Raw genomic sequence first — 22,509 nt, forward strand, 5'->3', positions numbered from 1 at the left:
AAACAAATCACCAAATAAACTGTGCTGTCCATCACGATATACTATGATAATCCTTTCTATTTAGCTTTGTTATATCGTATTTGGTTAACATATCGTTACAAAACAGCATAATTAACCATTTAATCTGCTTTTTATAAAAATAGGCAGTTAATAAGATAAAAAATCGATAAGGAAGTGAATAGCCAAAAGAGAATACTTTTTTCAATAGAATTAAATTCTATCATACTCCGCGGATTTACTTTTCTTGAAGAAAGCGCGCTACAAACAGTAAAGTATTTATTGTCTGTAGCGCTTAGATCATAAGGGAATAAGTGACGTAATCTTAATAACCACGCTCTAAGATTGGTTTTAAGAATTTTGCAGTATGTGAACCTTCAAATTCTGCAACTTGCTCTGGTGTGCCTGACACTAAAATTTGACCACCACCACTTCCGCCTTCAGGGCCAAGATCTACAATCCAGTCTGCTGTTTTGATCACATCAAGATTGTGCTCAATGACAACAATAGTATTACCTTGGTTACGTAACTGATGAAGAACTTCAAGCAACAACTCAATATCAGCAAAGTGAAGCCCGGTTGTCGGCTCATCGAGAATATAGAGTGTCTGTCCTGTTCCACGTTTTGACAACTCTTTTGCTAACTTAACCCGCTGCGCTTCACCGCCCGATAAAGTCGTAGCTGATTGCCCTAAACGAATATAAGAAAGACCAACATCAATCAATGTTTGTAGTTTACGAGCTAATGCCGGCACTGCATCAAAGAATTCTCTCGCCTCTTCAATGGTCATATCCAACGCTTCGTGAATATTTTTTCCTTTGTATTTAACTTCAAGGGTTTCACGGTTATAACGCTGACCTTTACATTGATCACAAGGTACATACACATCAGGTAAGAAATGCATTTCAACTTTTAAGACGCCGTCGCCTTGGCAAGCTTCACAACGACCACCTTTGACGTTGAAACTAAAACGACCCGGCGTATAACCACGAGTACGAGATTCAGGTACACCCGCAAATAACTCACGAATAGGTGTAAAGACACCCGTATAAGTTGCAGGGTTTGAACGAGGAGTACGACCTATTGGGCTTTGGTTAATATCAATAACTTTATCGAAATACTCTAGCCCTTCAACATCTAAATAAGGCGCAGGTACGCTATTTGTAGCCCCATTTAATTGGCGTTGGGCAATAGGGAATAACGTATCGTTGATAAGCGTTGATTTACCTGATCCTGAAACGCCTGTAATGCAGGTAAATAAACCTACAGGTAATTTCAGATTAACATTTTTTAAGTTATTACCTTTTGCGCCAAGAATGGTCAGCATTTTTTCGCGATCAACCGGTACACGTTGCTCTGGAATTGCGATACGACGCTCACCACTTAAGAATTTCCCCGTTAATGAATTCGGGTTATTAATGATATCTTCAAGAGTTCCTTGAGCGACAATTTCACCACCATGAACACCCGCACCAGGTCCAATATCAATAACATGATCAGCTGCACGGATAGCATCTTCATCATGCTCAACGACGATCACGGTGTTACCCAAATTACGTAAGTGGATCAGCGTTTCAAGTAAGCGATCGTTATCTCGTTGATGTAAACCAATTGAAGGCTCATCCAACACATACATAACGCCAACTAATCCCGCACCAATTTGGCTCGCTAAACGAATACGTTGTGCTTCACCACCTGATAATGTTTCAGCGGAACGAGAAAGTGTGAGGTAATTTAATCCCACATTTACCAAGAATTTTAGTCGGTCACCAATCTCTTTTAAGACTTTTTCTGCAATCTTCGCGCGTTGACCACTCAATTTCAGATTTTGGAAAAAGGTCATTGCATGACCAATGCTGTAATCGGCTATTTCTGGCAATGTTGTATTTTCAACATACACATGACGTGCTTCTCGGCGTAAACGCGTACCACCACAAGAAGCACATGAGCGATTACTAATATATTTAGAAAGTTCTTCACGTACCGCACTAGATTCTGTCTCACGGTAACGGCGTTCCATATTATTTAATACACCTTCAAAAGGATGATGACGAACAACAACATCGCCACGATCGTTTGTGTATTTAAATTCAATATTCTCTTTGCCTGACCCAGTTAAAATGACTTTCTGGATATTATCTGGTAACGAATCAAATGGTGCTTCAACATCAAAATGATAGTGTTCACCCAATGAGCGAAGCATCTGGAAATAGTAGAAATTACGGCGATCCCACCCTTTAATTGCGCCACCAGCAAGAGAGATCTCTCTATTTTGGATCACTAATTCAGGATCAAAGAATTGCTGAACACCTAAGCCATCACACGTTGGACACGCACCAGCAGGGTTATTAAAGGAGAATAAACGAGGTTCTAGTTCGCTCATGCTGTAACCACAAACAGGACAAGCAAAGTTTGCAGAAAAAACAATATCGTCTGCATTGCTATCGTCCATATCAGAGATAACAGCGGTACCACCAGAAAGCTCTAATGCGGTTTCAAAAGATTCAGCTAAACGTTGAGCTAGATCGTCACGAACCTTAAAGCGGTCAATAACCACTTCAATGGTATGTTTCTTCTGTAACTCTAATGTTGGCGGATCTGAAAGATCACACACTTCACCATCAATACGAGCACGAATATAGCCTTGAGCAGCAAGATTATTAAGTAACTTAATATGCTCGCCTTTACGCTCTTTCACCACAGGCGCTAAAAGCATTAAGCGCTTGCCTTCAGGTTGCTCAAGTACATTATCGACCATTTGGCTGACTGTTTGAGCCGCAAGTGGAATGTCGTGATCAGGACAACGAGGCTCACCAACACGTGCAAATAAAAGACGCAAGTAGTCGTGAATTTCTGTAATTGTTCCCACTGTAGAACGTGGGTTGTGCGACGTAGATTTCTGCTCAATCGAAATAGCGGGAGATAAACCTTCAATATGGTCAACATCAGGTTTTTCCATCAACGAAAGAAACTGACGAGCATAAGCAGAAAGCGATTCTACATAGCGTCGCTGCCCTTCTGCATAAAGCGTATCAAAGGCTAAAGAAGATTTACCTGAACCAGAAAGCCCCGTAATAACAATTAGTTTATCGCGAGGAATGATCAAGTTGATATTTTTTAGATTATGGGTGCGAGCGCCCCGTACTTCGATTTTATCCATGAATATATCCCGGATTGAAAGAGTCGCCGAAAAAGAAAGAATCGGATAATTATGACACAAAGTTAACTGAATGGATATACAGTATATATAGTGAAATTGAATGGTGATGTAACTCTGTCATTTTGAGACAGAAAAATTTCGACAATGTTCACAATTGAGAAATTCATCACACGTCATATTCAAATTTTAGCGTACGTGATAAACTTATTCGCTTATGATTTCAAAAAATTTACTTTCGCAGGAGTACCTCACATGGCGAGCAGAGGCGTAAACAAAGTTATTCTTATCGGTAATTTAGGGCAGGATCCAGAAATCCGTTATATGCCAAGTGGCGGTGCAGTTGCCAATCTAACACTGGCAACATCAGAAAGCTGGCGCGATAAACAAACCGGTGAAATGAAAGAAAAAACCGAGTGGCACCGTGTGGTAATTTTCGGCAAATTAGCGGAAATTGCAGGCGAATATCTGCGTAAAGGTTCACAAGTGTATATCGAAGGTCAGTTACAAACACGTAAATGGCAAGACCAAAGCGGTCAAGACAGATATAGCACTGAAGTTGTTGTTAACATTGGCGGCTCAATGCAAATGTTAGGCGGCCGTGGTAACCAAGATGGCGCACCTTCTCAAGGTGGTCAAGGCGGTTGGGGTCAACCACAACAGCCACAAGCATCACAACAATTTAGCGGTGGTGCACAATCTCGCCCAGCACAACAACCAGCTGCCGCACCAGCGCCAAACAATGAACCACCAATGGATTTTGATGACGATATTCCGTTCTAAATTTCAGAACAATTTATCTAAAATCACCTAAAAAACTAACCCAGCTCAAGCTGGGTTTTTTGTTGTTAATAGTTAGTACATACTCCATGTAAATAGTTTTACACGATAAAAATTTCTCAATTCAGAGGCAAAATATCTTTATTTCTCTCAATATCTTCATTTAAACGAAAATTGAGGCTGAGGTTATTTTCACAAACCCCCACTTTACACAAAGGTTTACTCTTGAAAAATATGATAGGATTGGTGCCATTAACAACGTCTGAGAGCATCTGATCCCCATGAATGAAGAGAAATTGCTCGCTCAGGCAGAAAAGATCTGCCAGAAACGAGGTGTTCGCCTGACTTCACAACGTCTGGCAGTATTGCGTCTGATAATACAGCAACCTTCTGCTATCAGCGCATACGACTTATTGGATTTATTACGCCAAGTTGAACCACAAGCAAAACCACCTACGGTCTATCGCGGGTTAGAATTTTTACTTGAGCAAGGATTTATCCACAAAATAGAATCCACCAACAGCTATGTGCTTTGTCATCACTTTGATGATGTTGAACATACGTCAGTAATGCTAATTTGTGATCGTTGTTTATCTGTCACTGAAAAGAATAGCCATAAAATTGAAGATGCAATTTCATTACTAGCAAAAGAGAGTGGATTTCATTTACGACATAGCGTCATAGAAATTCATGGATTATGTTCACAGTGCCATGAAGCACAAGAGTGTACACATCCTGAAGGTTGTCATCATGATCACAGTATGGATGATAATCTTAAACAGAAAAAAACTGGCGACTATAAGCCGCGTTGAGCTTATAAAAACAAAAAGCCAGCTAAATGCTGGCTAATACATGTTGTTCTTTTGAATTCTCACTTCAGCTAATGAATAAGCTTTACTCTCTTCACGCTTACCAATAGCAATAACTAAAATCACAACTTCAGAATCAATAACTTGGTAAACCAATCGAAAACCAGATGCTCGTAATTTAATCTTATAGCAACCCGCGAGATCACCTTTTAAGCGAGCTGACTCTATATAAGGGTTTTCCTACAATTTTTTTAATTTCTTTTTAAACTGCTCTTTAATGCTTTGATCGAGTTTCTGCCATTCTTTCAAGGCACGCTTATCAAACTCAATATTAAAGATCATCAATATTTACTCTTATACGTTTACTTGGTTTTTTCAAACGTTCACGTACAACAGCTAAAATATCCTCATCTTCATCCAGTTCCCCAACAACGACAGAAACTTCTGAGAAAGGTAATTTTTCATTTTCAGAAACATAACGTAGAAATAATCTTATGGCATCTGAAGGAGACAGGTTCATTTTTTCAAATACTTGATAAGCTTCTTTTTTGAGCTCATCGTCTACTCTAACTTGTATCGTTGTCATAGGCACCTCCGTAATTAAAACACATCATATTGTAATTACATTTGTAGTGCGATGGTGTTTTTTTATACAAATTAGAAATAAAAAATGCAGATGATTTTGTGGTTTTACACATCATCTGCATCTTTTTAAAATAAGTTGTATTGACTTACTTTGGTACAAATTACAGCCATTCGCCGTTACGAATAACCCCTACAGCTAAACCTTCTACAGTAAAGCTTTGTTCGCGTAAATCGACGATAATAGGTGAAAATTCTGGGTTTTCTGCATGAAGTTCAATTTTATTACCGCTTTTCTTAAAGCGCTTTACTGTCACTTCATCTTCGATACGAGCCACAATAACTTGCCCGTTGTGAACATCTTGCGTTTTATGCACAGCAAGTAAATCGCCATCCATAATACCAATATCTTTCATTGACATGCCATTAACGCGCAATAAAAAATCTGCACTTGGTTTAAATAGCATTGGGTCAACTTGATAGTGGCTTTCAATATGCTCTTGCGCTAAAAGTGGTTCACCAGCAGCGACTCGCCCAATTAATGGCAGTCCTTCTGGCTCTTCTTCCATTAGCAAACGGATACCTCTGGATGCACCAGAGACAATTTCTATCACGCCTTTACGAGCAAGAGCTTTTAAGTGCTCTTCTGCCGCATTTGGTGAGCGAAACCCAAGTTGGGAAGCTATTTCAGCCCGTGTTGGTGGCATACCCGTTTGCGAAATGTGATCACGAACCAAATCGTAAACCTGCTGCTGCCTTGCAGTTAATGCTTTCATTCCGCCCCCTGTTTGTTTATACAGTCAGACTGTGAGTATATACAGGTATATGACGATTTGAAACCTTAAATGAATATAAAACACGCATCTTTGGATTATTTTTCGACAAAAATCGAATTTTTTAACTTTATGCGAAGAAATGCCCCCAAAGAATGGTTACCCAAGTAAATAATCCCAATATAATAGCTATCAGAACGGCGGCAGAACCCATATCTTTTGCACGTCCGGATAATTCGTGATATTCAGATCCAATTCGATCGACAACGGCTTCTATTGCACTATTTACCAGTTCCAAGATCACAACTAGTACAACGGAACCAATGAGTAAAATGCGCTCTAGACCACTGACATCGATGAAAAATGAAAGGATAATTGCAACCAAGGTCACAATTGCTTCTTGTCTAAAAGCGGCTTCATTAATCCAAGCAGCACGAATGCCTTTGTATGAATAGCCACCAGCTTTGATGATTCGGGTAAGACCTTTATTTTGATTAGCCATAATAAACTCTATCGAAAACAAACGATTATTTTGCCACTTTTCTCTATTAATATTGTCACAGCACCACAGATCTACGAAAGACTTTCTGTTATGCTTTCGAAGTATTGCTAATAAGAGGCTACAACTATTTATGTCAGCTTGGCGTAAACTATATTATAACACATTGAATTTACCACTAAAATTATTGGTAAAAAGCAAACGAGTTCCGACTGATCCTATCGCTGAATTAGGGTTAGATACGTCGCGATCTTTCCTTTATGTTCTGCCCTATCATTCAAAGGCGGACTTACTGACATTACGACAGCAGTGTCTCTCTTTAGGATTGCCTGATCCGCTACAACCTATTGAGATCGGTGGAACTAAGCTTCCTGCGTATGTCTTTATTGATGACGGCCCAAGAGTATTCCGTTACTACTCGCCCGATCCTCGTAAAGATTCCGTGAAGACATTCCACGCTTATCTGGATGCACATCGTAATAACCCACATCTTGATATCGAGATGTTGCCGGTTTCCGTGATGTTTGGGCGCTCTCCTGGTCGTGAAGGCCATAATGGCGTTCCACATTTACGTGTGCTTAACGGTATCCAAAAATTTATCGCTATCCTCTGGCTAGGTCGTGATAGCTTTGTTCGTTTTTCACCCACGGTTTCAATGCGTGAAATGGCGAACGAACACGGTACTGACACCAGTATAGCCCGAAAACTCGCGCGTGTTGCACGTATCCACTTTTCACGTCAGCGTTTAGCGGCTGTTGGTCCGAAATTGCCAGCACGCCAAGATCTCTTCAATAAATTACTTTCCTCGAAAGCCATTGAAAAAGCGATTGAAGATGAATCAAAAGCGAAGAAAATTTCGCTCGATAAAGCGCGTAAAAATGCCACAGATATCATGGAAGAAATTGCAGCTAATTTCTCATATGAAGCGGTGCGTATTAGTGATCGTGTATTAAGTTGGACATGGAATAAGCTCTACCAAGGTATTAACGTTTATAATGCCGAGCGAGTACGTAAACTCGCACAAGATGGGCATGAAATCGTTTATGTTCCTTGTCACCGTAGCCACATGGACTACTTACTACTTTCTTATGTGCTTTATCACCAAGGCTTAGTACCACCTCATATTGCGGCAGGTATTAACCTCAATTTCTGGCCAGCAGGGCCTATTTTCCGTCGTTTAGGGGCTTTCTTTATCCGAAGAACCTTTAAAGGTAACAAGCTTTACTCCACCATTTTCCGCGAATATTTAGGTGAGCTATTTACACGCGGTTACTCGATTGAATATTTCGTTGAAGGTGGACGTTCTCGTACAGGTCGATTGTTAGATCCTAAAACAGGGACACTCTCAATGACAGTACAAGCCATGTTACGCGGTGAAACACGCCCTATCTCAGTTGTTCCAATTTACATTGGATATGAACACGTTATGGAAGTGGCAACCTATGCCAAAGAGTTACGTGGCGCAACAAAAGAGAAAGAAGGCTTTATGCAGATGGTCCGGGGATTACGTAAATTACGTAACCTTGGTCAAGGCTATGTGAACTTTGGTGAGCCGATTTCTGTTGTCCAATACTTAAACCAGGCTGTTCCACAATGGCGTGATGATATTGACCCAATTGAGCCACAACGCCCAAGTTGGTTAAATCCAACAGTAAGCACACTGGCAGACAACATCATGGTTCATATCAATAATGCGGCGTCTATTAATGCAATCAACCTTGTTTCAACAGCCTTGTTGGCATCACGTCAACGTGCTCTCACTAGAGAACAGCTGTTAGAGCAAGTAGATTGTTATCTGCAATTATTACGCAATGTGCCTTATTCGACAGACATGATTGTATCTGATAAAAATGCTGAAGCCTTATTAGAACACGCGTTGCAATCAGATAAATTCCAAGTCGAAAAAGATAGTCTAGGCGATATTGTGGTGCTCCCCCGTGAAAGTGCGGTATTAATGACTTACTACCGCAACAACACAATCCACTTAATGATCACTCCATCATTAATTGCCAGCATCGTCTTACATCATGAAAAAATTCATCGTGATGATTTAATGAAACAAGTTGAGCTAATTTTCCCTCTTATTAAAGCGGAACTATTTATTCGTTATGAGAAAGAAGAGCTCCCTGAAGTCATTAATACTTTGATTACAGAACTGTGCCGTCAGCGCCTGATTTGTTGTGATACTGATGGCTTACTGCGCATTAATCCGGCGCGTATTCGTCCATTACAACTTTTAGCCGCCAGCGTCAGAGAAACACTGCAACGCTATGGGATTACGCTTTCCTTACTCAATTTTGCTCCTGAAATTAGCCGTGCATTATTGGAAAAAGAGAGCCGTATCTTGGCACAACGTCTTTCTGTCTTACATGGTATCAACGCACCTGAATTCTTTGATAAAGCGGTATTCTCTACCTTAGTTTCAACGCTACGTGAAGAAGGCTATCTCAATGATAATGAAGATATCCTAAAAGCAGATGCATCAACCCTCTACCAAGTGATTGCAAAATTAATGTCACCAGAAATTCGCTTAACCATTGAAAGCGTCGGTGTCACTGAAGATAATAATTCAGTACAAGCTATTGAAGAAAAAAGTGAGTCTAAAGCTGATGATTAATCAGTAAATAGCAGTATGATTGGAATAGAAAAGGGATAAGCATATGCTTATCCCTTTTTGTTTCTACTCAATAGTAGAGAATACTTCAGCGCTTACTTACCTTAAAAGTAACTAAATAAAATACCCGCAAATAAAACAAAGCCAACATAGTTATTATTCATAAAAGCTTGGAAACACGGCGCTCTTTCACGCTCTGCAATCAACTTCTGTTGATAAATAAACAGCGCCGTTGCTAACAATAGCGACCAGTAATAGATACCTTTCAAATTTAACAAAATACCAATACCCACTAATAGTGCTAACATCACCAGTTGTAAAATACCGATAATAATTTTGTCATAACGACCAAATAAAATAGCGGTAGATTTAACCCCTATTTTTATATCATCATTACGATCAACCATCGCATATTGGGTATCGTAAATCACTGACCAGACAATATTGACAAGGAATAATAGCCAACACACTAACGGCAAGCTTTCAGAAACGGCAGCAAATCCCATTGGGATTGACCAGCCAAAAGCCATACCTAAAATAAGCTGAGGTAGATTACTAAACCGTTTAACGAAAGGATAAAACCATGCCAGCGCAAGCCCTGCAACAGAGAGCCAAATAGTCATAGTATTAAGTGTTAGGACTAATGCAAAGGACAAGAGCACCAATACGATAAATAAAATTTTGCTCTCTTTTTCTGTCACAGCCCCACTAGGTAATGGTCGATTTTTAGTTCGTTCAACACTGCCATCAATTTTTCGGTCAGCAAAGTCGTTTATTACACACCCAGCGGCACGCATAGAGAACACGCCAATAGTAAAGACAATCAGAATATGCCAATCAGGAAAGCCTTTAGCAGCAATCCATAAAGCCCAATAAGTTGGCCAAAGTAATAATAGCGCTCCGATAGGTTTATCTATACGCATTAAACGGCTATATGCTTGCCATTTACTTTGCGTCATACTTCCCTCCAATTTTAGCTCCCCCTAATTACTTCTTATACACTGGTGATGCCGGTAGAAACATCTCGGTTAATAATAAAGGTTTATCTGAAAGCTGGAAACGAGAACGGCGTAGCCAATACCCATTTTGTTGCCCGATATGAATAAAATCGCGACTTAAGGTTGTTTCCTGAAACAGATAACGCCCAAGTGGAACGGTTCTTAGATTGACCAGTTTTCTATCTTCGCCTGTCAATGTCTCTTCTGGTACTAACGTCCGCCCTAATAACCAAGGAGTATCGTCACCACACAATACCACTTCTCTTAACCAATAACGCTGACTTTTGGGTAAACACGCGCATTCATCAGTTGATTCAATAACGTCAATAAATCCTTCTTGATAAGGCATTACAGTAACTTTCTGGCAATATTGTTCAAATCGCCGTGTCATTGAGCCTAATTCCATTAACCAACTTAATGTACTTTCTTGAATAGTTGCATGTTCCTCACTGGGTAGCCAATGAATAGGTGCAGGGGTAATTATTGATTTTTTGAACATTTATTCATCATCACGCTTTGATGATCCTAGCTTGTGTGAGTCATGATGCATAAGGATATCATGATGTGACTAATGGAAGTTAAAAGCTGATAACATTTCGCATAAATAATCTAAAAAAGCGTTAAAAGAAAATCAGGTTGAGCACTAAACAATCAAAAAGCAAAGGAGGTTATAAAAACCTCCTTTTTATCTAACCAACTACTTATATTCAGATTATTCGATTAACGCCATGCTTTATAACGATTGATCAGATTATTTGTTGAGCTATCATGGCTGTTAACACTTTCCTTACCTTTCAATTCAGGAAGAATGCGGTTAGCCAGCTGTTTACCTAATTCAACACCCCATTGGTCAAACGTGAATATATTGAAAATAACACCTTGTACAAAGATCTTATGTTCATACATTGCAATTAATGCACCTAATGAATAAGGCGTAATTTCTTTTAGCAGAATAGAGTTAGTTGGACGATTACCTTCGAACACTTTAAAAGGTGCAACATAACCCATGGTTTTAGGATCTTTTCCTGCTGCGGCAAATTCAGCATCAACTTGCTCACGTGTTTTACCAAAAGCAAGTGCTTCTGTTTGAGCAAAGAAGTTAGACATCAGTTTTGCATGATGATCTGATAATGGATTATGGCTAATTGCTGGAGCAATAAAATCACAAGGGATGATTTTGGTTCCTTGGTGGATCAGTTGGTAAAACGCATGTTGACCGTTTGTACCCGGCTCTCCCCAAATGATAGGACCCGTTTGATAACTCACTTTATTTCCATCACGATCAATATACTTACCATTAGATTCCATATTGCCTTGTTGGAAGTAAGCAGCGAAACGATGCATGTATTGATCGTATGGCAGAATCGCTTCAGTTTCTGTGCCAAAAAAATTGTTATACCAAATGCCAATCAGAGCGAGGATCATTGGGATGTTATTTTCAGCATCTGTTGTTCTAAAGTGGTTATCCATAGCATGAGCACCTTCCAGCAATTGCTCAAAGTTGTCATAACCAACAGATAATGCGATAGATAAGCCAATTGCTGACCATAATGAATAACGGCCACCAACCCAATCCCAGAACTCAAACATATTGGCGGTATCAATACCAAATTTTGCCACTTCGGTGCTGTTAGTCGATAACGCCACAAAGTGTTTAGCAACAAAAGCACTCTCTTTCGCAGAAGCTAAGAACCAATCTCTTGCTGAATGCGCATTTGTCATGGTTTCTTGTGTGGTAAATGTTTTTGATGCGATGAGGAATAACGTTGTTTCAGGATCACATTTTTTCAGCGTTTCTGCGATATGCGTACCATCGACATTAGAAACAAAATGCATAGTAAGATGATTTTTATACGGGCGTAATGCTTCTGTCACCATATAAGGGCCAAGATCAGAACCACCAATACCAATATTTACAACATCAGTAATCGCCTTACCTGTATAACCTTTCCACTCACCACTAATAATACGCTCACTGAATTTCTTCATTTTATTCAGCACAGCGTTAACTTCTGGCATGACATCCTTGCCATCAACAATAACGGGAGCATTGCTACGATTACGTAATGCGGTATGTAATACAGCACGATCTTCAGTACGGTTGATTTTTTCACCCGTAAACATGCTATTTATCGCACCTTCAACATCACATTCCTTAGCCAAAGCCTGCAATTTCTCTAATGTTTCTTTCGTAATACGGTTTTTTGAAAAATCCACTAGAATTTGGTCTGAAAACGTCTTTGAAAATTGCTCAAAGCGTGATGGCTCCTGAGAAAACAGTGTTTTCATCTCCGTATCTTTGATAACCGAAAAATGGTTTTCTAATGCCTTCCAGGCTAAGGTTTGGGTTGGGTTTACATTTTTCATTCACAATACTCTCTTAAGATTACAATCCAATATTCTCAGATTGTAGCCTGACATTTAATAGTTACAGTCAATTCTTTCTCATTTGATGATATTGGTCAAAACCATTCAACAAATCTAGTACTAATTACTTACATAGGTAAAACCGATAATGCGGAGCTGATTATTAATTAAATTGATTATTCTTCACTCTGCATTGACTCTCTACTTAATAACCGATATTCCTAAGTGTGTCCAACATCTCATTTTTGCCTAAAGGAATACGACAATGACTGATAATACTGCTACGCCTTCAACTGCATCATCACCATACACTATCGCTAAATTTGGTGGCACCAGTGTTGCTAACTTTTCAGCAATGGAAAAATGTGCAGATATTATTCTTAAACAAAAGTCAGTTCGTGTCGTCGTTCTTTCGGCATCTGCGGGAATTACTAATCTATTGATTGAGCTTGCAGCTGGTACTGAACCTTCACAACGAGAAGCTTTACTCTCACAAGTTCGTGATATTGAATACGCGATTATCAACCAGCTTTCTCAGCCAGAGATTATTTCTCAAGAAATAAACCGTCTGCTTGAAAATATTGAGATGCTTTCTGAAGCTGCTTCACTTGCCACATCGGATGCATTGACAGACGAATTAGTCAGTCACGGTGAATTAATGTCAACCTTGCTTTTTGTTGAATTATTGCGTGAAAAAGGCATACAGGCAGATTGGTTTGATATCAGAAAAGTGATGAAAACGAATGATCTATTTTGTCACGCTGAACCCGATATGGCACAGCTTACTGAACTCACAAAAAGCCTTATTCAACCTCGCCTAGAAGAAACAGTTATCGTAACGCAAGGTTTTATTGGTCAAGAGCCAAAAGGCAGAACCACAACACTAGGTCGTGGTGGAAGTGACTATACAGCTGCCTTGATTGGCGAAGCTCTAGGAATGTCTCGTGTCGATATTTGGACAGATGTACCTGGTATTTACAGTACCGATCCAAGAATAGTGCCAGAGGCACATCGTATCGATCAAATCGCCTTTGATGAAGCGGCAGAGATGGCAACTTTTGGCGCTAAAATATTACATCCTGCGACATTATTACCTGCTGTTCGTAGCGGTATTCCAGTGTTTGTTGGATCAAGCAAAGCTCCCGAAGAAGGTGGTACTTTAGTTTGTGCGCAAACAGAAAACCCACCGGTATTTCGCGCAATTGCACTGCGTAGAAAGCAAACATTGCTCACATTACATAGCTTGAAAATGCTTCATGCGCGTGGCTTCTTGGCTGAAATTTTTACTATTTTATCGCGCCACCATATTTCGGTTGATGTGATAACAACATCTGAAGTCAGTATTGCTCTAACCCTTGATACTACGGGCACAACAAATTCATCGGGCAGTTTATTAACCAATGCCCTATTAACCGAGCTTTCTGCATTATGCCGTGTTGAAGTAGAAGAAGATCTGGCATTAGTTGCTGTGATTGGAAACTCACTTTCACAGGTAAATGGATTAGGTATTAAGATTTTCGGCACATTAGAAGATTACAATATTCGTATGATTAGCCATGGTGCAAGTACTCATAATTTATGTTTATTAGTTGATGGCAAAGATGCGGATAATATTGTGCGTAAATTACATGATACTCTGTTTTAATTAATAACAAATTCCAATATATAAAAGAGAGATAAAATTTTATCTCTCTTTTATTTTTTAACCTTGGGGTTATAAAAGATAAAAGTTTTAAAGTCATTAACTTAGTATTCATTAAAATAAACACCTTATTAAATTAATAAGGTATTAAAAATGAAAATATATAATGACTTTAGTCTCCTTAATGTTATAAAAAATGCAGCAAGTGAAAAATCAATTTCAAAATCTGATTTAGCAAATTTAAGAGCTAACATCACCAACATCTATAATTTAGCAATAAGTAGTGGAACCTTATCGGAAGAACAAACAACTAATGTAATATATCAAATAGAAACGGGTGGAATAGTAAAAGGCTTTATTCCATCTATGATAGATAAAGAATGCATTAATTCAATAATTAATATTCATAACAAAGTAGATAATAAATCATCAAAAATCAAAGAATACATTATGATATTAAATCGCATTTAGACAAATAGTTTAAAAAACATAAGTACAACAAGAGAAAATATAAATGAAAATTAAATTAAGAATCATTAAATGAAACTAATAGTATTATAATTTAAATAAATAGGCTTCTTTTTAGAAGCCTATTTATTTAATAATTTAATAAACCCGATAACCACCATATTTTTTTGCAAATTGATTAAATTTACCGAAATCAATTAAGGCAATCTCTAAAGTCTTATGCGATAAATGAGACATCTTTGCAATTTTTTCAACAAAAAGTCGGTTATCTTCCAACAAGTTAGCGGTAAGTGTAGAAGCAATAATCTCACACTCTTTCGGCGTGACAATCCAACCATCATTAGTAGCGAATTTATGAATAGGGATATTCCCTTCTTTTTTACTCTCTTGAGCCAGCAACGCTTCTTCTTCTTTCATTGCCTGCTTAAATAATGCTATTTCTTCTTCAACAGGCTCTGGGGAAGTCGGAGTTTTATGATAAATATAGTCCCCGACTTCTTCAATTCGTGCAGGCGTCATTTCTGCTTTTAGCCAAATTTTATCAAATGCTTTTTCATCTAAAACAGCATCAGTGTCTAAATTTCCTGTTAGTTGCATCAGATTTAAAAAAGCATTAATTAAAACTTCACTTAGTGGATAATTTCCTTTTGCTAAAGAAGGAAACGGCACCTCAGCGCCAGCAGGTGGTGTTTTCTGAAGGTACAAAGTATAGCTCATTGTAATGTCCTTTTTTCTGATACAGGCTTATAGCTTAAACATCTTTAATGGGAACGGCTAGAGGAAATAACAAGAGGATATTACTATCCCCTCACTATTTATTACATTATTGAGATCTGAGAATAAAAATAAACTAAGACTCATACCCTAAATTAGGCGCCAACCAACGTTCAACTTCACTTATGCTCATTCCTCGACGTTTCGCATAATCTTCAACCTGATCTTTTTGAATTTGCGCAACAGCAAAATATTTACTTTCAGGATGACTAAAATACCAACCTGATACCGAAGCACCGGGCCACATGGCGTAAGCATCTGTCAGTTGCATCCCAATGCGATTTTCAACATCAAGTAATTGCCAAATTTTGGCTTTTTCTGTGTGTTCAGGACAGGCAGGATATCCCGGCGCAGGTCGCGTTCCTTGATATTTTTCTCGAATAAGTTCGTCATTGGAGAGGTTCTCATCAGGGCTATAACCCCAAATTTTTGTTCTAACCAATTGATGAAGATATTCCGCAAAAGCCTCTGCTAATCTATCTGATAACGCCTTTACCATGATTTTATTGTAATCATCATGAGCATTATCATAAGCATTTGCGAGGGCATCTTCTTCTAGCCCTCCAGTTACAGCAAAAGCACCGAAATAGTCAGGGATACCACTTTCCACTGGCGCAATAAAATCGGCTAAACAGTAGTTAGGAAACTCTTTTTTCTCTGTTTGCTGGCGCAAATGGCAACTGTGCAATAACTCATGCTGTCGGCTTTCATCTTGATAAATAATAATATCATCACCCAAACGATTAGCAGGGAAGATCCCCATTATTCCTTTAGGTGTTAATAATTTTTCACGACTTAGCTTATCCAGCATCGTGTTCGCATCAGCAAATACCCGTTTCGCTTCTTCACCGACCACGTCATCTTCTAAAATACGTGGATATTTACCTGCTAAAGACCACGTCATAAAGAAAGGTGTCCAGTCGATATATTCACGCAAGATTTCGATACTTGTAGTGATCTCCTGCACACCTAATTGATTGGGTTTTGGTGGTGTGTAATTTTGCCAATCAATGTATAGCGCATTTTTTCGCGCAATATCTAAAGAAACAGGCGGTGTACGAGGTTTTTTTCTGGCATATTGCTGGCGTACGACTTCATATTCACGGCGCGTTTTAGCAACAAAATCGGCTTTTTGTGTTTCAGATAATAGTGCAGCAACAACACCTACAGTTCTCGATGCATTTTGTACATAAACGGTAGGATGGCTGTAATTAGGTTCTATTTTTACTGCGGTATGCGCTTTAGAAGTTGTTGCTCCACCAATCATTAAGGGTAAAGAAAAACCGCGCCTTTCCATCTCTTTGGCAACATTCACCATCTCATCAAGTGAAGGGGTTATCAGCCCTGAAAGACCAATAATATCAACTTTTTCATCAATCGCTGTTTGTAGGATCTTATCGCAAGGCACCATTACGCCAAGATCGATGATCTCATAGTTATTACACTGCAAAACAACACCCACTATATTTTTACCAATATCGTGAACATCCCCTTTTACAGTAGCCAGTAAAATTTTACCTGCAGAAGTGCCTGCTTGTTTTGTCGCTTGGATATAAGGTTCAAGATAAGCAACAGCTTGTTTCATCACCCTTGCTGATTTCACAACTTGAGGTAAAAACATTTTGCCTTCGCCAAACAAATCACCCACAGTATTCATACCATTCATCAACGGCCCCTCAATCACTTCAATGGGGCTTGATGCTTGTTGGCGACAAGCTTCAGTGTCTTCAACAATAAATTCGGTGATCCCTTTAACTAAAGCATACTCTAGACGTTTCTCTACATCCCATTGTCGCCACTCAGCCAGTTGATGGTTTTGTTCATCACTTTTTGTTCCGCGATAACGCTCTGCCAACGCGAGTAAGTTGTCTGTGCTTTCTTCATGACGGTTTAAAATAACGTCTTCAACCGCATTACGCAGTTCATCTGGCAATGAATCGTAAATAGCAAGTTGCCCTGCATTTACAATCCCCATATCCATGCCATTTTTTACGGCGTAATAAAGAAAAACAGAGTGAATTGCTTCACGAACAGGATCGTTTCCCCTAAATGAGAAGGAAACGTTAGATACCCCACCAGAAATTAAAGCATAAGGTAGTTGAGATTTAATATCTGCACAGACTTCAATAAAATCAACAGCATAATTATTATGCTCCGCAATTCCTGTTGCGACAGCAAATATATTAGGATCAAAAATAATATCTTCAGGTGGAAAACCCGCTTGTTCTGTTAATAATTGATAAGCTCGACGGCAAATTTCAATTTTGCGTTCTCTAGTATCTGCTTGTCCTACTTCATCAAATGCCATAACGACAACAGCGGCACCGTATTTACGCACCAACTTAGCATGTTCAAGAAACGGTATTTCTCCTTCTTTCATCGAAATGGAGTTAACAATTCCTTTGCCTTGAATGCATTTTAAGCCTTCTTCAATCACTTCCCATTTAGAAGAGTCAATCATCACGGGTACTTTAGCAATATCAGGCTCACCAGCAATAAGGTTAAGAAAACGCGTCATGGCTTCAACAGCATCTAACATGCCTTCATCCATGTTGATATCGATGATTTGAGCGCCATTTTCAACTTGCTGACGTGCAACATCTAACGCTTCTTGATAATTACCTTCTTTTATCAATCGCTTAAACTTAGCAGAGCCTGTAACATTAGTTCGTTCTCCCACATTCACAAACAGTGAATTCTCATCAATGATTAATGGTTCAAGACCTGAAAGACGACATGCTTTTTTCAAGGAAGGTAATACTCTTGGCGCAATACCTTCTACTGCTTGTGAAATCGCGAGAATATGCGCAGGGGTTGTTCCACAGCATCCACCGACAATATTGAGAAAACCCGCTTGTGCCCACTCTTTAATTTGCTCAGCCATTTCTTGGGCATCTAAATCATAGCCTCCAAATGCGTTAGGTAAACCCGCATTAGGGTGAGCACTGACATAAGTTTCAGAAATTTGTGAGAGTGTTTGAATATATTGGCGTAATTCTTTAGGGCCTAACGCGCAGTTTAAACCAAATGAGAGCGCATCAGCATGACGTAAAGAGTGGTAGAACGCTTCTGTTGTTTGACCCGTTAAAGTTCTTCCTGAAGCATCTGTAATGGTGCCAGAGATCATCACAGGTAATTCAATATTCAGCGCTTCAAATTCACATTTAATCGCAAAAATAGCTGCTTTCGCATTTAATGTGTCGAAAATAGTTTCGACCATAATTAAATCGACACCGCCTTTAATTAATCCACGCGTTGCTTCTCGATAAGCGTCCACCAGCTTATCAAATGAAATATTACGAAAAGCGGGGTCATTAACGTCAGGAGATATGGATGCTGTTCTGTTTGTTGGCCCCAAAACGCCCGCTACATAGCGAGGTTTATCCGGTGTTAAGGCACTCCATTTATCTGCACAGGCTTTCGCTAATTTTGCCGCCTCTTCGTTCAACTCAAAACAGAGCGACTCCATGTGATAGTCAGCCATCGCAATGGATGTTGAGTTAAAGGTGTTAGTTTCAACAATATCAGCACCAGCTTGAAAATAAGCATCATGTATATCTGCAATAATCTGAGGTTGTGTTAAGACTAAAAGATCATTATTCCCTTTAACATCACAGTCCCAATCAGCAAAACGCTCACCTCGATAATCGGCTTCTGTAAGTTGATATTGCTGGATCATCGTACCCATTGCGCCATCAAGTACTAAGATACGTTTTTCTAATGCTTCCACCAGTTGTTGTTTTATGTTTGCCACGTTGTTTCCTCTTAATCGAGAATGCTTTTGTACTGTTTTTCTTTATTGTTATTTCGTTGTTTTTTTATCCTACCATATCTTTTTGCAAAGATTTCTAAGACGAAGATGAGAGATTTTCACGTAGCGATTAACGTTTTTAATAAATATTTCTTATCGCACTTCTTGTTTTGATAAATGCAGTGATCGGAGGAGTTTTATTATGCGAGATAGTTCATAATAGATATTAATATGGATAGCATTTCTGGAGTGTATACATGACAGTTTCCCCAACAAATAAAAAAGTGCGTAAGACGAAAACAACCGCCACTCAAAGCACCGCACAAGGAGGTCCTGTTCAGTCGTTAAGTCGTGGACTGACATTATTGGAATATATTTCCGAATCTCCGGGTGGTATCGCCTTAACAGATCTTGCCTTTCAAGCTGGATTACCTAATTCCACAACACACCGCCTACTCACTACACTTCAACAGCATGGTTTTGTCCGCCAAGTCGGAGATTTAGGCTTATGGGTTGTGGGAACACACGCCTTTATTGTTGGTAGTAGTTTTCTACAAACTCGTAATCTTTTGGTAATGGTGCATCCTATTTTGCGTCAATTAATGGAAGATTCTGGCGAAACCGTTAATCTGGCTATTCTTGACCAAATTGAATTTGATGCGGTGATTGTCGATCAAGTGCAATGTAATGCACTAATGAGAATGTCTGCCCCTATTGGCGGTAAATTACCAATGCATGCATCTGGTGCAGGTAAAGCGTTCCTTTCTACTTTACCAGAAAATAAATTACTGCCTTTGCTCCAGAAAAAAGGCTTAATGGCTTATACACCTCACACCCGAACACTCCCTTCATCTCTAAAAGAAAACTTAGAGCAAGCTCGTAAACAAGGTTTTTCTTTCGATGATGAAGAACATGCTTTAGGTCTTCGCTGTATTGGTGCTTGTATTTATGATGAACACCACCAGCCTTTTGCGGCTATTTCACTTTCAGGTCCAGTTTCTAGAATGACAGATTCACGCATTACTGAATTAGGTGCGATGGTTATCAAAGCAGCAAAACAAATTAGCCGTGAATACGGTGGCGTAAAAAGTTAATCCAATTTTTGCCTTCCTTGTCATCAACAACAAGGAAGGTATTTTCCAAAATAAAACGATTCAGCTTGGTAAAAAACCTACTTTTTCCTCTTTATTCCCATCAAATATTAAAAAACTGTTACTTATCACCTTAAAAAATTGACGTCGATCACAGATGTTGTTTAAGACCTATTAAGAGTATTGCAACTCTTCTTGTTACCCGTAACAATGTTACCGGTAACAAATACTATAGCGAATTTAAATATTCTTTTTCTAAAGCTAATAGTAACGCTCATCACCCTTGTGTGAATAAAGGAAGCATCATTATGAACCCTAAAAATCATGACCCAATTCAGAACGACTTTGTCCCCCTTAACGAGACAGTAAAACAAGTGACTGAGCGTATTATTGCTCGTTCACAAGCGACTCGTCGTGCTTATCTGAACAAAATTGAAACAGCAAAAAGCCAAACCGTGCATCGTGCTCAATTGGCTTGCGGTAATTTGGCTCATGGTTTCGCAGCTTGTCAGGTAGAAGATAAAAATCGCCTGAAAAATATGGTTCATAATGATATTGCCATTATCACTGCTTACAATGATATGTTATCGGCTCATAAGCCGTATGAAAATTATCCTCAAAAAATTAAAACAGCATTACATGCTGTTGGTGCAGTAGGACAAGTCGCAGGCGGTGTTCCTGCAATGTGCGATGGTGTTACTCAGGGTCAAGATGGCATGGAGTTGTCGCTCCTTAGTCGTGATATTATCGCAATGTCTGCGGCGGTCGGTTTGTCTCATAATATGTTTGATGGCGCACTCTATTTAGGGATCTGCGATAAAATTGTTCCTGGGCTGACTATGGCTGCTCTCTCTTTTGGTCATCTTCCTGCTATTTTTGTTCCAGCAGGCCCTATGACTAGCGGTTTGCCAAACAAAGAGAAAGTTCGTATTCGTCAACTTTATGCTGAAGGTAAGGTTGATCGTAATGCTTTATTAGAAGCCGAAGCAGCGTCTTATCATAGCATTGGAACCTGTACTTTTTACGGTACCGCAAACTCTAATCAAATGGTCATGGAAATGATGGGATTACATTTACCCGGCGCTTCCTTTGTTCATCCAGATACACCACTACGTGATGCATTAACTGATGCGGCGGCAAATCAGATTGTACGATTAACCGAAAATTCAGGTAATTATCTTCCTATCGGTCAATTAGTTGATGAAAAAGTCATTGTTAACGGCATTATTGCGCTACTAACAACAGGAGGTTCAACTAATCTAACCATGCACTTAGTCGCAATGGCACGCGCGGCAGGTATTATTATTAATTGGGATGATTTTTCTGAACTATCACGAGTTGTTCCTCTTATTGCACGCATTTATCCTAATGGCCCTGCTGATATTAACCAATTTCAAGCAGCCGGTGGTATTGCACTGATCATTCGTGAGCTACTGAAAAAAGGTTTAATCCATCGGGATGTAAACACTGTTGCAGGATTTGGTATTGAACGTTATACCTTAGAGCCTTGGTTAAATGACGGCAAACTTGATTGGCGTGAAGGCGCTATAAGCTCTTTAGATAAAGATGTGATTGCGGATATTAATACCCCATTCTCATCACATGGTGGCACACAAGTGATGCAAGGTAATTTAGGTAGAGCCGTAATGAAAACCTCTGCGGTACCTGATGAAAATAAAATCATCGAAGCGCCTGCTGTTGTGTTTAATAGCCAACATGATATTGCTGCTAAGTTTGAAGCTGGTGAGCTAAATAAAGATTGTGTGGTTGTTGTACGTTATCAAGGACCACAAGCGAATGGTATGCCTGAATTACATAAACTTATGCCACCTTTAGGTGTATTAATGGATAAAGGCTATAAAGTCGCATTAGTTACAGATGGCCGACTTTCAGGGGCTTCAGGTAAAGTACCCGCCGCAATTCATGTTACTCCAGAAGCGGTAAATAGTGGTTTACTATCCAAAGTACGTGATGGTGATATCATTCGCGTTAATGGTCAAACAGGTGAGTTAACGTTGCTTGTTGATGAGCAAACATTAAATGCTCGCCAAGATGAAATTCCTGATTTAAGTGCCAATAATACAGGCTGTGGTCGTGAGTTATTCGTTAATTTACGCCGTCATTTATCAGGTGCTGAACAAGGTGCTTGTTGCATTGATTTTTAATGTAGGCAAGTTTTGAAGCTTAACGAGGAGCAGATTAAATTC

16 protein-coding genes and 1 pseudogene are annotated in these 22,509 nt (G+C 39.2%); 7 read left to right on the top strand and 10 right to left on the bottom strand.

What is annotated here, in order from left to right; translation table 11 throughout:
• Window positions 1-322: 322 nt before the first annotated feature.
• On the bottom strand, window positions 323-3,157 hold the full coding sequence (gene uvrA / locus NBG71_RS14625; RefSeq protein ID WP_075673065.1) for an excinuclease ABC subunit UvrA: 2,835 nt from the start codon (window positions 3,155-3,157) through the stop codon (window positions 323-325).
• Between the two features lie 252 nt (window positions 3,158-3,409).
• Between uvrA and ssb1 the strand changes: the two genes are divergently transcribed.
• Window positions 3,410-3,937 (top strand): single-stranded DNA-binding protein SSB1, encoded by a 528-nt coding sequence (gene ssb1, locus NBG71_RS14630; protein WP_075673066.1) that lies wholly within the window; start codon window positions 3,410-3,412, stop codon window positions 3,935-3,937.
• 278 nt (window positions 3,938-4,215) lie between these two features.
• Window positions 4,216-4,746, top strand: coding sequence for a zinc uptake transcriptional repressor Zur (gene zur, locus NBG71_RS14635; RefSeq protein ID WP_006536370.1), 531 nt, complete (start codon window positions 4,216-4,218; stop codon window positions 4,744-4,746).
• 33 nt (window positions 4,747-4,779) lie between these two features.
• Here zur and NBG71_RS14640 read toward each other — a convergent pair.
• The 4 genes and pseudogenes from NBG71_RS14640 to NBG71_RS14655 all read right to left on the bottom strand — a co-directional run bounded on the left by NBG71_RS14640 (window position 4,780) and on the right by NBG71_RS14655 (window position 6,600).
• A pseudogene (locus NBG71_RS14640) lies at window positions 4,780-5,085 on the bottom strand (type II toxin-antitoxin system RelE family toxin).
• On the bottom strand, window positions 5,075-5,329 hold the full coding sequence (locus NBG71_RS14645) for a type II toxin-antitoxin system RelB/DinJ family antitoxin (protein ID WP_075673067.1): 255 nt from the start codon (window positions 5,327-5,329) through the stop codon (window positions 5,075-5,077). Before NBG71_RS14645 ends, NBG71_RS14640 begins: the two are co-directional and overlap by 11 nt.
• Before the next feature lie 160 nt (window positions 5,330-5,489).
• Entirely contained in the window at window positions 5,490-6,101 is a 612-nt protein-coding gene (gene lexA / locus NBG71_RS14650) for a transcriptional repressor LexA (protein ID WP_023583074.1), read from the bottom strand.
• Window positions 6,102-6,228: 127 nt separating this feature from the next.
• Window positions 6,229-6,600 (bottom strand): diacylglycerol kinase, encoded by a 372-nt coding sequence (locus NBG71_RS14655; RefSeq protein ID WP_006536373.1) that lies wholly within the window; start codon window positions 6,598-6,600, stop codon window positions 6,229-6,231.
• Window positions 6,601-6,730: 130 nt separating this feature from the next.
• Here NBG71_RS14655 and plsB point away from each other — a divergent pair, with 130 nt between their 5' ends.
• Complete coding sequence (gene plsB / locus NBG71_RS14660; protein ID WP_075673068.1) at window positions 6,731-9,214, top strand: glycerol-3-phosphate 1-O-acyltransferase PlsB; 2,484 nt, start codon at window positions 6,731-6,733, stop codon at window positions 9,212-9,214.
• Between the two features lie 101 nt (window positions 9,215-9,315).
• On the opposite strand, the gene ubiA is transcribed toward plsB, so the two are convergent.
• The 3 genes from ubiA to pgi form a co-directional block, all read right to left on the bottom strand.
• Window positions 9,316-10,170, bottom strand: coding sequence for a 4-hydroxybenzoate octaprenyltransferase (ubiA, locus tag NBG71_RS14665; protein ID WP_075673069.1), 855 nt, complete (start codon window positions 10,168-10,170; stop codon window positions 9,316-9,318).
• A 28-nt stretch (window positions 10,171-10,198) separates the two neighbouring features.
• Window positions 10,199-10,708 carry a chorismate lyase gene (ubiC, locus tag NBG71_RS14670; RefSeq protein WP_075673070.1) on the bottom strand — a complete coding sequence of 170 codons (510 nt, stop codon included), beginning with the start codon at window positions 10,706-10,708 and terminating at the stop codon, window positions 10,199-10,201.
• Window positions 10,709-10,929: 221 nt separating this feature from the next.
• Complete coding sequence (pgi, locus tag NBG71_RS14675; RefSeq protein ID WP_250916967.1) at window positions 10,930-12,576, bottom strand: glucose-6-phosphate isomerase; 1,647 nt, start codon at window positions 12,574-12,576, stop codon at window positions 10,930-10,932.
• A gap of 265 nt (window positions 12,577-12,841) precedes the next feature.
• On the opposite strand from pgi, the gene lysC reads away from it, so the two are divergent.
• Window positions 12,842-14,221, top strand: a complete 1,380-nt coding sequence (gene lysC / locus NBG71_RS14680) for a lysine-sensitive aspartokinase 3 (RefSeq protein WP_250916968.1) — start codon at window positions 12,842-12,844, stop codon at window positions 14,219-14,221.
• Between the two features lie 150 nt (window positions 14,222-14,371).
• Window positions 14,372-14,689: a hypothetical protein gene (locus tag NBG71_RS14685; RefSeq protein WP_250916969.1), complete on the top strand. Its 318-nt coding sequence runs from the start codon at window positions 14,372-14,374 to the stop codon at window positions 14,687-14,689.
• A 135-nt stretch (window positions 14,690-14,824) separates the two neighbouring features.
• Here the strand turns inward: NBG71_RS14685 and NBG71_RS14690 are convergent, their stop codons facing one another.
• Window positions 14,825-15,409: a hypothetical protein gene (locus tag NBG71_RS14690; protein WP_313903189.1), complete on the bottom strand. Its 585-nt coding sequence runs from the start codon at window positions 15,407-15,409 to the stop codon at window positions 14,825-14,827.
• A gap of 127 nt (window positions 15,410-15,536) precedes the next feature.
• Complete coding sequence (gene metH / locus NBG71_RS14695; RefSeq protein ID WP_219495225.1) at window positions 15,537-19,214, bottom strand: methionine synthase; 3,678 nt, start codon at window positions 19,212-19,214, stop codon at window positions 15,537-15,539.
• Between the two features lie 254 nt (window positions 19,215-19,468).
• Between metH and iclR the strand changes: the two genes are divergently transcribed.
• Window positions 19,469-20,305 carry a glyoxylate bypass operon transcriptional repressor IclR gene (iclR, locus tag NBG71_RS14700; protein WP_075673076.1) on the top strand — a complete coding sequence of 279 codons (837 nt, stop codon included), beginning with the start codon at window positions 19,469-19,471 and terminating at the stop codon, window positions 20,303-20,305.
• A 305-nt stretch (window positions 20,306-20,610) separates the two neighbouring features.
• Window positions 20,611-22,467, top strand: a complete 1,857-nt coding sequence (gene edd / locus NBG71_RS14705; RefSeq protein ID WP_156734265.1) for a phosphogluconate dehydratase — start codon at window positions 20,611-20,613, stop codon at window positions 22,465-22,467.
• Window positions 22,468-22,509 lie beyond the last annotated feature (42 nt).

The sequence above is a fragment of the Proteus sp. FZP2095 genome (assembly GCF_023701425.1).
GTDB classification, from domain to species: domain Bacteria; phylum Pseudomonadota; class Gammaproteobacteria; order Enterobacterales; family Enterobacteriaceae; genus Proteus; species Proteus cibarius.